Source organism: Rathayibacter sp. Leaf296 (assembly GCF_001423045.1).
Taxonomy (GTDB): domain Bacteria; phylum Actinomycetota; class Actinomycetes; order Actinomycetales; family Microbacteriaceae; genus Rathayibacter; species Rathayibacter caricis.
In genome coordinates this window covers 527,486-541,140 of the sequence record NZ_LMNR01000002.1, presented here as the reverse complement: position 1 = coordinate 541,140, position 13,655 = coordinate 527,486, and the positions used below count along the sequence as shown (strand labels likewise).

The window sequence follows — 13,655 nt, the reverse complement described above, 5'->3', positions numbered from 1 at the left end:
GGGGGTGTCCGTGAGCGTCATGTCCTCCGCCTCCTCGACGGTGCGAGGAGCGGGGCCGCCTCAGGGTGGCGGCCCCGCTCCTCGGGTGGGTGCTTCTCGTGGTGGTGCGGGGTGGTGCGGGTGCCGTGGGGGCGGCGGGGTGGTGCGGTGCGGGTGCCGTGGGGGCGGCGGGGTGGTGCTGCGGGGGGAGGGGAAGCCGAGGGCCGTGGATCAGCTGGCGAAGGACCAGGTCAGGGGGAGCGAGGCGGAGAGGCCCTGGTAGGTGTTGTTCGCGGCGGAGTCGAGCGTGACTGCGATGCTGAACGGGGTGCTGACGCCGGCGGCGACGGCGCCGAGGGACTTGGCGGCCGAACCGGCGAGGGTGGCGGCGGTGCCGTTGAAGATCTCGGTGGTGCCGGAGGTGATGACGACCTTGACCTTGGAGCAGAAGTCGGTCGCCGTGCCGCTGAGGGTGCCGTTGGTGGTCTGCGCGCAGGTGGCGCCCGGGGTGAGGGTGAACGTGTTCGCGGCGACGGTGCCCGCGTTCTTGATGGTGATCGCGGTGGTGACCGTCTGACCCGGGGTCATGTTGGTCGAGCCGCCGAACTTGTTGATGGTGGAGCAGGTCGCGGTGTTGGTGCTGACGCTGCCGCCGTCGGTGCTGAGGCAGGTGACGGGCGTGGTGCCGGTCGACTTCTCCTCCATGACGAGCGTGCCGGAGGCGGCGGTGTTGTTGGAGTTGGTGATGCTGGCGACGAAGCCGGACAGCGTTCCGGACATCGAGACGGACAGCAGGGCGGCCGCTGCGATGCTGGTCGCGATGACGAGCGGGGCGAATCGGACGCGCTTGGTCTTGACGGTAGCGGTGTGGTTCGACATGACAGGACTCCTGATCGGGTAGAAGGTGAACTGCCGGGCAGTTCGTCTCGCTGGTGCGATTGCTTGATGATTAAGCTACTCCGTGATCAAGATACTTTGCAATTCTCAGAAAACCCCCTGTTGGAGGGGCACCAAGCCGAGGTGCTCCCCTCGCAGAAAGGACCCCATGACTCCCACTCCACCACCCGAGGGTGCGGCGGCCGACGCGCCCGTCGCCGCGCTGCGCCACGCGCTCCGCCTGCTCGAGAGCGCTCAGCGCCAGCTGCGCAGCAGCATCGCCGCCGAGCTCGGCGTCGGCCTCTCGGAGCTGACCGCCCTCGAGACGATCGACGACCTGCCGGGCCTCACGCCCAAGATGCTCGCCCTCGAGCTGAACCTGACGACCGGAGCCGTGACCGCTCTGCTCGACCGCCTCGCCTCCTCGGGTCTCGTCGACCGCCTGCCCAATCCCAAGGACCGCCGCAGTGTGCTGCTCCGCCTGACCGAGGCCGGCGCCGCGCTGCCCGCACGCGTCGAGGAGCGCTACGGCGCCGTCAGTGTCGAGGTGCTGCGCGCGTCGCCGCGCCTGGGCGAGGCGGACGTGGTGGAGGAGCTCGCCCTCGCCGCCGCGGTGATCACCGCCCACACCATCCGCTGACACGGCGAGCGGTAGCGTCGGAGCGCCCTGTCGATGCGGGGCTGCAGGAGGAGGAGCCGTGAGCGAGCCCCGCGAGGTCCCGCCCGAGTCGCCGTTCGCCCTCCTCGGCGACGACGAGGCGGCCGTCTGGTACTCCTACATGAAGGTGCACCTGCGCCTCCGCTACGAGCTGAACCACCAGCTCCGCACCGCGACCGGGCTGTCGCTGGCCGACTACGACGTGCTCGTCGCGCTGACGAGCGAACCCGACGGGCGGATGAGCGTCGCGGACCTCGCCGCGCGGATCGGCTGGGAGCGCAGCCGGGTCTCGCACCGGCTCCGGGGCCTGCGCGAGCGCGAGCTGATCGAGACGCGGCCCGCGCCCCGCGATCTGCGCAGCACCGAGGTCGTGCTCACCGACGTCGGGCGCACGGCGTTGCGGGAGGCCGGGCCCGGCCACATCGACTTCGTGCGCCGCGCGTTCCTCGACGCGCTCGATCCGGAGCGGATGACCGCGATGCGCGAGTCGCTCGACGCCGTCTACGACCGGCTGATCGAGCACGGCACGCTTCCGCGGCCTGCGGACCACCCGTAGGCGCCTCTTCCCTTCCGCGTGAAACTTCACCTATTCTGAGCGCACCGACCCGAGGAGCGCTGTGGACGAGACTCTCGAGACCCTGATCGACCGCGTCGCGATCCGCGAGCTCGTCGACACCTACGCGCGCGGCGCCGACCGCCGGGACGCGGTGCTGGAGGCGTCGGTGTTCGCCGACGACGGCGAGGTGCTCTTCTTCTCCGGCGATCCGGAGACGACCGGGCCGGTCGACACGATCCGCGGACGCGACGCACTCATCCGGACCTTCGAGGGCCTGATCGCGCAGTACGACGCGACGACCTACCTGAACGGGCAGTCGTCGGTCCGCTTCGTCACCGCCGACACGGCCGAGGGCGAGACGTACTGCACGGCGCTGCACCTGCTGCGCGAGGCCGGGCAGCGGTGTCTCCTGACGATGTCGATCCGCTACCTCGACCGCTTCGAGCGGATCGACGGCCGCTGGAGGATCGCGCAGCGCCGCCTCGTCATCGACTGGACCGACCGCTCGGCCTCGGCGGCCTGACGCGCGCCACCACCGCCACCACCACTGAAGGAGAACCATGACCCTGGACGCTCTGCTGCACGCCAACCTCCTCGAGGTCTTCGGCGAGCGCGACCCCGAGAAGCGCCGAGCCGCGATCGCGCGGACCTACACGCCCGACGTCGAGTTCCTCGACCCCGAGGAGGTGGTCGTCGGGCACGAGGCGCTGCACGCCAAGGCGCAGCGCCTGCTCGACGACGCCCCCGGCTTCGTCTTCTCGGCCGCCGGCCCCGCCTACGAGAACCACGACCTCGGCCACCTCGCCTGGAACTTCGGGCCCGAGGGGGCGCCTCCGGTCGTGTCGGGTCTCGACATCTGCCTGGTCGTCGACGGGCGCATCGCGAAGGTCTACACGACCCTGACCTGAGCCTGCGGAGCTCAGACCGTCATGTCGCCCACCGGCGGCTCGGACGCCAGGATCCGGTAGCGCAGCTGCACGACGCCGCGGGGCGACGTGGCCGCCGGTTCGAGCAGCTCGAGCATCGCGGGGGCCGCGCCGCCCTCGAACACGCGCTTGCCCGCGCCCAGCACGATCGGATGGATCCAGAGCGTCAGCTCGTCGGCGAGGCGCTCGGCGAGCAGGGTCTGCACGAGGTCGAGGCTGCCGATCACGTGGGTCCGCTCGTGACGCGTCCGCAGCTCGCGCACCGCCGACGCGAGGCCGGGGCCGAGCAGGGTCGACCGCTCCCACGGCAGGGGGACGCCCCGACGGGACGCCACGTACTTGGGGATCGAGTTCAGCAGCCGTCCGATGCCGGAGTCGTCGTGCCGCGGCCAGTACTCGGCGAAGATCCCGTAGGTCCTCCGGCCGAGCAGCAGCGCGTCCATCCCCTCCATGCCGGACTGCACCCAGCCTCCGGCGACGTCGTCGAGCAGCCGGGCCTGCCAGCCGCCGAAGGCGAAGCCGCCCTGCGGATCCTCGTCGGGTCCGCCCGGCGACTGGGCGACACCGTCGAGGGACGTGAAGAGATCGATGCGCACGGTGCCCACGGGCTGCTCCTCCGCTCACGGCCGCCGCGTCCCGGCGGACGAAGAGACCGTCCCACGGGCGGGGGCGTGCGGGCAAGGGCCGCAGGTGCACTGGGCACCGTAGGGTGTCCCCGTGGAGTGGACGGCGGTGTTCGAGGCGGAGCGCGGCCGGCTGACCGGCCTCGCGACCCGGCTGCTCGACGACCGGCACGAGGCCGAGGACATCGTCCAGCTGGCCTGGCTGCGACTGCACGGCAGCGACGCCGTGCTCGAGAACCCCGCCGCCTGGTTGACCACGGTGACCACGCGGCTCTGCCTCGACCGGCTGCGCGCCCGCATCCCCGAGCCCGTCGAGGCCGTGGCGGACCCGCCCGCCTCCAGTGCCGACCCCGCCGAGTCCGCGGAGCGGCGCGACGAGGTGGGCCGGGCGCTGCAGGTCGTGGTCGACCGGCTCAGCCCGAACGAGCGGGTCGCGCTCGTGCTGCACGAGTCGTTCGGCTACTCCTTCGACACGATCGGCGGGATCCTCGACCGCTCGCCGGCCGCCGCGCGCAAGCTCGCCTCTCGGGCGCGCGAGAAGGTCGCGAGCGCCGAGCAGGACGGGCCGGCGTCCGACCGGAGCGTCGTGGACGCGTTCATGGCGGCGGCGCGCGGTGGCGACCTGGCCGGGCTCCTCGCGCTGCTGGCTCCGGGGGCGACCGTCCGCGCCGATGCCGCCGCGATCACGGCGGGCACTCCCGAGCGGATCGACGGACGCGAGGCGATCGCCGCGTTCTTCGACGGCAGCGCGCACGCCGCACTCCCGGTGCTCACCGCCGGACGACCGGGGTTCGCCTGGTTCCACCTCGGCGAGGCCAGGGTGCTGTTCGACTTCGCCGTCCGGGACGGCCGGGTCGAGTCGATCGTGTTCCGCGCCGCTCCCGAGGCCCTGGCCGGCGTCGTGCGACGGCCCCGCGACACGCCGGCGGTCACATCCGAGGGCCCCCGCCCGTCGTAGGAGCAGGAGCCGTCGTGCAGCGCGACGGCAGGAGGAGGACACCGTGAAGACCATGACGTGCCGCGACCTCGGCGGGCCGTGCGCCCTCGAGCACCGCGGAGCCACCGCCGACGAGATCATCAACGCCCAGGACCGCCACCTGAAGGACGCGGTGAAGGCGGGCGACGAGTCGCACCGCGAGGCGCGCGAGGCGATGAAGGGCCGCTGGATGCGGCCGAAGAAGGCGCTCGACTGGTACAACGGCGTCAAGCGCGCCTACGCCGAGCTGCCGCCCGAGAGCTGAGCGGAGCCGGCCGTCCCGACCTCCGCCGCGTCGGGGGTCAGACGGCCGGCAGCGCGGGGGCGGTGCGGCGGGCCGCGCGGACGCCGTTCGCGATGATCACGACCTCCGCGAGCTCGTGCACGAGCACGACCCCGGCGAGGCCCAGGACGCCGAGGAGCGCGAGGGGCAGGAGGACGACGATCACGCCGAGCGCGAGGATCAGGTTCGCGGTCATGATCCGCCGGCCCCGGCGCGCGTGCCGGAGAGCGGCGGGGATCAGGCGCAGGTCGCTGCCGGTGAAGGCGACGTCGGCAGACTCGATCGCGGCCGCCGAGCCGGTCGCGCCCATCGCGATACCGACGTCCGCTGCGGCGAGAGCCGGGGCGTCGTTGATGCCGTCGCCGATCATCGCCACGCGTCGGTGCCGGGCGATCCGCTCGATCGCGGCCGCCTTGTCGGCGGGTGTCTGCTCCGCGTGCACTTCCGCGATCCCCGCCCTGTCGGCGAGGGCGTGCGCGGTGCGGGCGTTGTCGCCGGTGATCATGACGGAGTCGATGCCCAGGCGTGCGAGCTCCGCGATCGTCGCGGCCGCTCCGGATGCGAGCTCGTCGCGGACGCCGATCACTCCGAGGACCGCGCCGCCGCGCTCCACGACCACGGCCGTCATGCCGTCGCTCTCCATCGCCTCGCGCTCTGCCGTCAGCGTCCCGGCCGGGACCCAGCGGGGGCTGCCGATGCGGACCGGGACCCCGGAGAGGCTGCCGGTGATGCCGTCGCCGGGATGCTCCGTGACGTCCTCGACCGAGGCCGGCGCCGAGCCGGCGGCGAGGATCGCGGCGGCGAGCGGATGGGTGCTGCGCGCCTCGAGTGCCGCAGCGACCGCCAGCACGTCCTCGCGGGTCGCGCCGGGGGCGATGGCGACGTCGGTGACGCTCGGGCGGCCGGCGGTGAGGGTGCCGGTCTTGTCGAACGCGACGACCTGCACCGTGCCGAGGCGCTCGAACGCCTCGCCGGACGTGATGACGAGCCCGAAGCGGCTGCCGGCCCCGATCGCCGAGATCACCGTCACCGGCACGGCGATCGCCAGCGCGCACGGCGAGGCGGCGACGAGCACGACCAGCGCGCGCTCGGTCCAGGTGGTGGTGTCTCCGATCAGCACCCCGAACAGCGCGATGCCTGCAGCGAGCAGGAGCACGGCCGGGACGAGGGGCTTCGCGATGCGGTCCGCGAGTCGGGCCCGCTCGCCCTTCCGGGCCTGGGCCTGCTCGACCAGCCGCACGATCGTCGTCAGCGAGTTGTCGGTGCCCGCCGCGGTCGCCTCGACCTGCAGCGCGCCGCCGCCGTTGATCGATCCGGCGCTCACCGCATCGCCCGGGCCGACCTCGACGGGGATCGACTCGCCCGTGATCGCGGAGGTGTCGAGGCTGCTGCGGCCCGAGACGACGACGCCGTCCGTGGCGATCCGGTCGCCGGGCCGCACCACGAGCACGTCGAGCTCGCGCAGCTCCCGCGCCGGGATCGTGACGTCGCCGTGCAGTCGCGAGACGATCGCGGTGTCGGGGAGCAGATCCAGCAGGGCGCGCAGGCTCCCGCGGGCCCGGTCCATCGCCCGGTCCTCGAGCGCCTCGGCGATCGAGAACAGGAACGCCAGCGCGGCCGCTTCTGCGACGTGCCCGAGCAGGACGGCGCCGACGGCCGCGATCGTCATCAGCAGACCGACGCCGAGTTTCCCGCGCAGGAGCCGCCGCACGGCGCCCGGTGCGAACGTCGACGCGCCCGCGGCGAGGCTCGCGCCGAGCACGATCGTCCCGGCGGGCTCCAGGCCCGTCCACTGCAGGACGGAGCCCAGGAGCAGCAGCGCGCCGGCCGCGATCGGGACGAGGACGGTCCGGTCCCGCCACCACGGCACCGCGTCCTCCGGCTCGGCGCCGTGGTCGTGCTCGTCGTCCGCGTGCTCGTGCGGCCCCGCCTGCCCGGTCGGCCGCGCGCCGAGCGTCAGAGCGACCGGCTCGTCGCCGTCGCAGCACTCCGCACTCACTCCGGCACCTCGCAGCACAGCGGCACGTCGCAGTCCTCGTCCGTGCAGTCCGCGCCGTCGTCGATCGCGAGCACGACGTCGACCATCGCGAGGAGCGCCTTCGAGAGGTGCGGATCCGCGATCTCGTACCGGGTGCTGCGTCCCTCCGGGATCGCCGCGACGATGCCGCACCCCCGCAGGCAGGTCAGGTGGTTCGAGACGTTCGAGCGCGTGAGGCCCAGCTCCTGCGCCAGCTCGCCCGGATGACCGGGCCTGTCGATCAGCGACAGCAGGATCCGCGACCGGGTGGGGTCGGCCATCGCCCGACCCAGTCGGTTCATGACGTCCAGACGCGAGGCGATGGTCAGCATGCACTGACCATACAGCGTCGGCTGACGTGACCGAGCTGCGCCGGACGACCGCGGTGAAGCGTCACGGGGGCGGGCGGGACCAGGACCGCCCGCCCCTCGACGGACCGCCGGGTACCGGTCCGCCGTCACCGCGGCGCACGGGGCGGCCGACGGCAACTCGCCGCGGGGGAGGGGCTCTCGATCGGATCGGAGCGGCCGCCCGCGCGGTAAGAGCGCGAGCAGCGCGGCTCGGGTCCGGGAGCGCACTGCGTCCCGAGCACCCTACGCGACCCCCCTGAGACCGCTCCCAGGGGCAACGCAGAGACGGCGCAGACGACGGCGCCCCTCCCTCCGCGCGGGAGGAAGGGGCGCCGTCGTGCCGAGAATGCGTCAGCAGGTGGCCGCCGCGTACCGCACCGAGGCCGAGAAGGCCGGCTGGTCGACCGCGGTCCCCGAGACGGACACCGCTCCCTCCGGCATCGCGCGCAGACGCGTGGTGAAGGCGGCCGAGGCCGCAGCGCCCGGAGCGACCGAGGCGAACGACTTCGTGCCGTACGCGGAGTCGATCGTGACGGCGGCCGGAACCGTGTCGCCGTTGCGGACCGTGACCGTGAGCACGACCTTGCCCGCGATGCAGCGCGTCGTCACCGCGGGAGCGAGCTCGAGGGTGTCGACGCTCACCGCCGCGGAGGTCGAGGCGAGCACCAGGGCGTCGGAGTAGCCGTCGTACGCGGCGGTGACGCCCGTCACTCCGGCCGGGACCGTCGCCGTGGCCGAGCCGCCGGTCAGGCGCACGGTCTGGCTCCAGCTGCCGCCGCGGAACGTGACGGAGCCCGCCACGTCGCCGGAGTCGGCGGCCTTCACGGTCGCGGTCGCGGTCCGGCCGTCGACGGCGAGCGTCGTGGTCGAGCCGACGGCCTTCACGGGAGCCCACTCCTTCATGGCGGTGAGCACCGTCTGCGGGACGCTGACGAACGCGCCGTGGCGCGGGCTCGCCGGCAGGCCGCCCTTCGTCGAGACGTTCCAGTCCGCGGACTTCGACAGGCGCGAGGACTGCGAGCTGCCGGCGATCGCCGCGCCCGAGGTCACGAAGGCCTTGTAGCCGCCGCTGCCGTAGTTGTCGACGAGGAACGCGTAGCCGTCACCGGAGCCCGTGGTGTCGTTCGGGTCGCCCGCGTTGAGCTTCACGATCTCGGGGCCCTCGCCCTCCTGGCCGGTCTCGAGACGGGTCATGTTGGTGTCGGTGAGCTGCCAGGTCGTCGTCGGGTCGGCGCTCCAGTTCGACGAGGTCGTCGGGGCGGTCAGCACGGTCGACTTCTCGAGGAAGATGTCCTTGCCCGCCTCGAGGACGCCGGCGGCGCCGCCCTCCTCGTTCTTCGTGAAGCGGTAGTAGTAGTCGCCGATCTTGGTGATCGTCGAGTCGATCCGCGCGTAGCCGGTGTCCTGCCAGGTGGCGGGCGGCTGCGTGAAGGTGCGGAAGTCGCGGGTGATCACCGAGAACACGCGCGAGTAGAGCTTGTCGCCGTTCGACTTCGTGGCGTCGGAGTAGAGGCGCGACGAGAAGAAGACGACGTACGACTGCAGAGCGTCGTCCCAGTACGCCTCCGGCGCCCAGGTCATGCCCGCGGCCGGCTGGTTGACCGTGATGCCGGTGTCGGCGCCGTTGGTGCGGGTCCACGTCACCAGGTCGGTCGACTCCCAGACCTCGATCTTGAGGCTGCCCTTGGACTGCGCGTCGCCCCAGCTCGTTCCGCACGAGATGCAGAGATCGGTGGCGACCATGTAGTACTTGTCGCCGTTGTGCGAGCGGAGGATGAACGGGTCGCGGAGTCCGCGGGTGCCGGTCGTCGAGGTGATGACCGCCTTGCCGTCGTTGACCGGCGAGAAGGTGAAGAAGTCGTTGCCGGACGTCGCCGCCTGGTAGATCTTCTCGTCACCGTCGGACTTGAAGTACGCCGAGGCGTAGCCCGCGTCGGGAGCGGTGCGGCCGAGCTCCGCGACCGTCAGGGTGAAGCTGCGCGACTCCGACACTCCGTTGAGCGTCGCGTTCGCGGTCAGGGTCACGGTCGCGTCACCGCTGCCGTACGCGGGTCGCGTGACGACTCCGCCGCCCTGGTAGGGGTCGGCCGCGCCGACGGCAGGGGCGACATAGCCCGCGGTCGTCGGAGTGACGAGCGCCGGGTTCGAGGAGGTCCAGGTGATCGCGGTGCCGTTCTTCACGCCCTTGACGACGAGGGGCAGGTTCTCGGTGGTGCGCGGCGCGAGCACGATCGCGTCGAGGTCGTCGTTGATCTTCGGAGCGAGGACGACGAGCTCGAACGTGATCGGCGCACCGGTGTCCGGAGTGGCCGTCAGCGTGACCGGAGTGTCGGTCGAGATCGTGCGCGAGACGACTCCGGTGGTCGAGACGACCGCGGGGTTCGACGACGCCCAGGTGAGCCTGATGCCGTTGCTGGTCGCCGGGAGACTCACGTTCCCCGAGACGGCCGTCAGCGACGGGTTGCCGTTGAGCACGACCGGGAGGAGGTCGGAGCGCAGGAGCGCGGCCGTCGAGGCCCGCTTGGCGTCCGCGGTGGGCATGCTCGCTCCGACCTGCTCGGCGGTCAGCGAGGTGTCCCAGAACTTCACGTCGGTGACGTCGCCGGTGAAGAGGGCGTCGCCCTGGTAGAGCGAGCGGCCGAGGTAGCCGAGCGTGCTGCCGGAGGGGATGATGCTCGCCATCGACTTGGTCGTCGAGGTGACCGTCGAGATCTGCACACCGTCGCGGTAGAGAGTCAGTGCGGTGGTGGAGCCGGTGCCCGATCCGACCATGGTGAGGGTCGTGAAGCCGGGGTTCAGGCCGCCGCCGGCGGGGAGCCGCTGCTCGCCGTTCGCGGTGGCCTCCTTGACCCGGATGCCGGACAGGACCTGGTTGCTGTACCCGCCCTCCGAGCTGCGCGGGTTCACGAACACGTGGTTGCCCAGCGTCGTCGTGTTCCAGGGGCCGACGCCGTCGCCGATCACCCAGCCGAACTGGTTCGCCGCGGTCTGCGTCTTCACCGTGTACTCGACCGCGAAGGAGTTGTCGGTGCCCGTGACGAGGTTCTTCGGCAGGGCCGCGTAGCCGTTGGCGCGGAAGCGGGCGACCTGGTCGCCGCCCGCGTCCGCGAAGGACGCGTCGGTCAGCCCGGTGAGCGTCGCGTTCCGGCCGTTCCCCGAGATGTCCAGGAGGGCCGAGCCCGCGTGCGACATGTCGTAGTGGGCGGTCGGAGCGGGGACGTCGACCGCGGAGGCGGACATCGGCACGAGGACGCCGGTCAGGGCGACGCTCGTGCATGCGAGCGTGGAGAGGAGGAGGGTGCGGGTCCGGCGCCGGGGCGCGGGGTGCTCCGAAGAGCGTCGTCTCATCATCGAGACCTTTCCGATCGGTGGGGTGGGGCTCCCGGGGTCGGCGCGGACGCTCGGCCCGGTCCGCGCTCCCCTCCATCGGGGAGAGCGGGGGTGTGTTCACGTTAACACGCCCGGCATCGCGGGGAACAGGGCCGATGAACCCTTTCAGTCGAGATGCTCGAGGATGTCGCGCGTGTAGCCGGTGGGAGCCCCGCCGGACCACCGTGTCGAGATCCACAGCTCCCCGCGGAGGTAGTCGCTGCTCCCCACCTCGCTGTCTACACCGTCGACGGATTCGGCCGCGGGGATCACGAGCGTCTCGAAGTAGCGCGTCCCGCCCAGCAGCTCCTCCGTCCCGCGGCCGGAGGACTCGAGCAGGTTCCGCACCGTGTCCGCCTCGGCCGGGTCGAGCCGCGAGAAGCGCGTCGCGATGCCGTAGTGCAGGCTCGACGACTCCCAGAGGCAGATCCGGTCGTCGCCCCGGTCGGCGAGGATCTCCTCCGGTTCGGCGCCCGGATCGAACTCGCGCGCCGTCGTCTCGCGGAGCGCGAAGCCGAAGTCGACGATCCAGGCCGTCGTCTCGGGGCTCCACAGGTCGGCGCACGGGGGCAGGGGCGACGGGAAGGAGGAGGGTGCTGCTGCGGGCGGCGGCGGCTCGACCGGTGCCGGTGCCGGTGCGGGGGCGGCGGGCGGTGCCGCGGCCGGCGCGGAGGGGAGCGGGGCGGGCGCTGCCGAGACGGGCGACTCGACCGTGGTCGGCGCGGCGGGCCGGGGAGGGAGCAGCAGGGTCGCGCACCCGGTCAGCACGGCGGTCGAGGCGAGCAGCAGCGCGCAGCTGGCGAGCCGGCGGACTCCCATGGGCGGATCCTCTCGATCGGCGCTCCCGGGGGAGACGACGCCCAGTATGGATCGGGGGGTCGAGGGGCCGCACGCCTGCCGGGATCGGAGCGACACCGTGTCCCGCGCGTCGGATCCCTCCGGACCCCTCGGGCCGTTCACCACGCCCTAGGGTGTGTTCGCACGCGCCGCCGCGGGCAGGAGGAGGCTCGTCATGCCCGAGTGGTACACCCTCGGAGTCGTCGCGCTGGTGATCGTCGTGGTCGTCGTCGTGATCGTCCGGTTCCGCATCAACCCGGTCATCGCGCTCGCGCTGGGAGCCGCCGCGATCGGCCTGCTGACCGGACTCGGACCCGTCGACACCGTCTCGACCATGTCGACCGGCTTCGGCGAGGTGATGGCCGAGGCGGGCATCCTGATCGGCTGGGGCGTACTGATCGGCGCCATGCTCAACGAGATGGGCGCGATCGTCCGCCTGGTCGAGGGCCTGATGCGCGTCTTCGGGCGACGCGGGATCCCGTACGCGCTCGGCCTGTCGCTGGCCACCTACCTGCAGACGATCTTCGTCGACGTGCTGATCGTGATCGCCGCCCCTCTGGCCCGGAGGATCGCCCCGCGCCTGGGCCCGGCCGGCACCGGCATCATCGGCGTCACCTTCGCGGTCGGCCTCGAGATGGGCATCGTGATGATGGTGCCCGGCTTCGCGGCGGTCGCCCTGGCCGGGCTGCTCGGCGTGCCCCTCGGTGTGATGATGCTCGGCGGCTTCGCCGTCGTCGCGCCCACCGTCGTGCTCACGATCCTGCTGATGTCGCTGGCCTTCCGACTCGGCTTCTGGGATCCGGCGCGCGACCAGCAGGTCGTCGTGCGCGACGACGACGAGGAGGCCGTGCTCGCCGGCGCGTCGGGTCCCTCCGGTTCGTCCGGTGCCTCGGGTCCCGCCGCCGCCCCGGCCACCGGCACCGTCCGCACCGCCGTCGGAGGAGTGCCCCGCGGACCGGCCGCCCTCCGGCCCGGTGCCGTCGAGGAGCGCCAGCGCCCCCTCCTGCTGCTCTTCGCACCGATGCTCGTGGCGCTCCTGCTCATCGCCTCGCAGGCCGTGCTGAGCGTGGCCGGCGCGGAGGTGCCCGTGATGCAGTTCCTGGGCAACCCGATCATCGCCCTGCTGCTCGCCGTCATCGCGACCGGTGTGATCGGACGCCTCGCCGTCGGCACCAAGCGCATCGAGAAGGCCGTCGTGAAGGGCTTCCAGGACGGCGGTCAGATCTTCCTCCTCACCGGCATCGGCGGCTCGCTCGCCGCCGTGATCGCCCAGGGCGACCTCGGCGACGTGCTGAAGGGCTACTTCTCGGCGTCCTCGTTCGCGCCGCTGCTGCTCGTCTGGCTCATGGCCGCCGTGCTGCACATCGCCGTCGGGTCGGTCACCCTCTCGGCGATCACGGCCGCCGGGGTCATCGCACCCGTCGCCGCGTCGCTGGGCCTGGACCCGCTGCTGATCGCGCTCGCCGCGGGCTCCGGCGCGCTGTTCTGCATCCACGTCACGTCCAACACGTTCTGGCTGCTGCAGTCCTTCCTCGACCAGTCGGTGCGCGGGGCGCTCAAGACGGTGACGGTGGGGGTGTCGCTGGCGTCGGTGCTGGCGCTCGGGATGACGCTGGTGCTGTCGCTGTTCCTGTAGGGGTGTGCTCCTGTCGGAGGGTGTTCCTGTGCGGCGAGGGGGCGGCGCGGGCGTGCGGTCGGAGTCGCGGACGGAGTGACCGGGGCGGCCTCCGGTCGCGGGGCTTCCTCGGTGATCGCGGTCGCTCGAGAGGTCGGCGGCCGGTGGGGCAGCTGTGTGGCGCGTCCCTGGCGTGAACCGCTCGCGGCACCGCGAGAACGTGAGCGGATGTCAGTAGTCGCTGGTTCTCTACCTCTATGACGGGATCAGACGTGGTGGAGGTGCTCGCGCTGGTGCGCGAGCGCGGGGATCGGGCGGGTGAGTTGGCGCGGTCGGCGTCGCCGGTGCTGCTGGCGGCGGCGGTCGAGCTGCATGCGGCGTATGAGGCGGCGGTGTCGTGTCCGGAGGCGTTCGCGCGGGGTGTGCCGCGGGGCGGGTCGGCGGACCTCGTGGAGCGCTCGGTCCGGGCGGAGCTCGCGGTCGCGTGCGGGGTGTCGGAGCGGGTGGTGTCGCGCGATCTGGAGGATGCGCGACTGCTGATCGAGGACCTCCCACGCACCCGGGAGGCGCTCGCGGGCGCGAGGCTGCGA

The 13,655-nt window shown here is 72.5% G+C and carries 13 protein-coding genes and 1 pseudogene; 8 read left to right on the top strand and 6 right to left on the bottom strand.

Going from position 1 to position 13,655, the window contains the following annotated elements; translation table 11 throughout:
* Positions 1–210: 210 nt before the first annotated feature.
* Positions 211–858 carry a hypothetical protein gene (locus tag ASF46_RS12730; protein WP_056867924.1) on the bottom strand — a complete coding sequence of 216 codons (648 nt, stop codon included), beginning with the start codon at positions 856–858 and terminating at the stop codon, positions 211–213.
* A 166-nt stretch (positions 859–1,024) separates the two neighbouring features.
* Between ASF46_RS12730 and ASF46_RS12725 the strand changes: the two genes are divergently transcribed.
* From ASF46_RS12725 to ASF46_RS12710, 4 genes are all read left to right on the top strand, one after another.
* Positions 1,025–1,495, top strand: a complete 471-nt coding sequence (locus ASF46_RS12725; protein ID WP_056867923.1) for a MarR family transcriptional regulator — start codon at positions 1,025–1,027, stop codon at positions 1,493–1,495.
* A 58-nt stretch (positions 1,496–1,553) separates the two neighbouring features.
* Positions 1,554–2,069, top strand: a complete 516-nt coding sequence (locus tag ASF46_RS12720) for a MarR family winged helix-turn-helix transcriptional regulator (protein ID WP_056867922.1) — start codon at positions 1,554–1,556, stop codon at positions 2,067–2,069.
* A 61-nt stretch (positions 2,070–2,130) separates the two neighbouring features.
* The gene (locus ASF46_RS12715) at positions 2,131–2,592 is read left to right on the top strand and encodes a nuclear transport factor 2 family protein (RefSeq protein WP_056867921.1); all 462 of its coding nucleotides are present in this window, start codon (positions 2,131–2,133) and stop codon (positions 2,590–2,592) included.
* A 37-nt stretch (positions 2,593–2,629) separates the two neighbouring features.
* Positions 2,630–2,977, top strand: a complete 348-nt coding sequence (locus tag ASF46_RS12710; protein WP_056867920.1) for a nuclear transport factor 2 family protein — start codon at positions 2,630–2,632, stop codon at positions 2,975–2,977.
* An 11-nt stretch (positions 2,978–2,988) separates the two neighbouring features.
* Here ASF46_RS12710 and ASF46_RS12705 read toward each other — a convergent pair whose 3' ends face one another.
* Entirely contained in the window at positions 2,989–3,600 is a 612-nt protein-coding gene (locus ASF46_RS12705; protein ID WP_056867919.1) for a dihydrofolate reductase family protein, read from the bottom strand.
* Positions 3,601–3,712: 112 nt separating this feature from the next.
* On the opposite strand from ASF46_RS12705, the gene ASF46_RS12700 reads away from it, so the two are divergent.
* Complete coding sequence (locus ASF46_RS12700; RefSeq protein WP_056867918.1) at positions 3,713–4,576, top strand: sigma-70 family RNA polymerase sigma factor; 864 nt, start codon at positions 3,713–3,715, stop codon at positions 4,574–4,576.
* Between the two features lie 52 nt (positions 4,577–4,628).
* On the top strand, positions 4,629–4,859 hold the full coding sequence (locus ASF46_RS12695; protein ID WP_235576989.1) for a hypothetical protein: 231 nt from the start codon (positions 4,629–4,631) through the stop codon (positions 4,857–4,859).
* 37 nt (positions 4,860–4,896) lie between these two features.
* Here ASF46_RS12695 and ASF46_RS12690 read toward each other — a convergent pair whose 3' ends face one another.
* From ASF46_RS12690 to ASF46_RS12675, 4 genes are all read right to left on the bottom strand, one after another.
* The gene (locus tag ASF46_RS12690) at positions 4,897–6,876 is read right to left on the bottom strand and encodes a heavy metal translocating P-type ATPase (protein WP_416351491.1); all 1,980 of its coding nucleotides are present in this window, start codon (positions 6,874–6,876) and stop codon (positions 4,897–4,899) included.
* On the bottom strand, positions 6,873–7,226 hold the full coding sequence (cmtR, locus tag ASF46_RS12685) for a Cd(II)/Pb(II)-sensing metalloregulatory transcriptional regulator CmtR (protein WP_056867915.1): 354 nt from the start codon (positions 7,224–7,226) through the stop codon (positions 6,873–6,875). Before cmtR ends, ASF46_RS12690 begins: the two co-directional genes overlap by 4 nt.
* 369 nt (positions 7,227–7,595) lie before the next feature.
* Positions 7,596–10,592 carry an immunoglobulin-like domain-containing protein gene (locus tag ASF46_RS12680; RefSeq protein ID WP_235576945.1) on the bottom strand — a complete coding sequence of 999 codons (2,997 nt, stop codon included), beginning with the start codon at positions 10,590–10,592 and terminating at the stop codon, positions 7,596–7,598.
* Between the two features lie 147 nt (positions 10,593–10,739).
* On the bottom strand, positions 10,740–11,432 hold the full coding sequence (locus ASF46_RS12675) for a hypothetical protein (RefSeq protein ID WP_056867913.1): 693 nt from the start codon (positions 11,430–11,432) through the stop codon (positions 10,740–10,742).
* A 193-nt stretch (positions 11,433–11,625) separates the two neighbouring features.
* Here ASF46_RS12675 and ASF46_RS12670 point away from each other — a divergent pair, with 193 nt between their 5' ends.
* Together ASF46_RS12670 and ASF46_RS19440 are read left to right on the top strand one after the other, a co-directional pair.
* Positions 11,626–13,086, top strand: coding sequence for a GntP family permease (locus ASF46_RS12670; protein WP_056867912.1), 1,461 nt, complete (start codon positions 11,626–11,628; stop codon positions 13,084–13,086).
* Between the two features lie 251 nt (positions 13,087–13,337).
* A pseudogene (locus ASF46_RS19440) lies at positions 13,338–13,655 on the top strand (hypothetical protein); the annotation flags it as partial.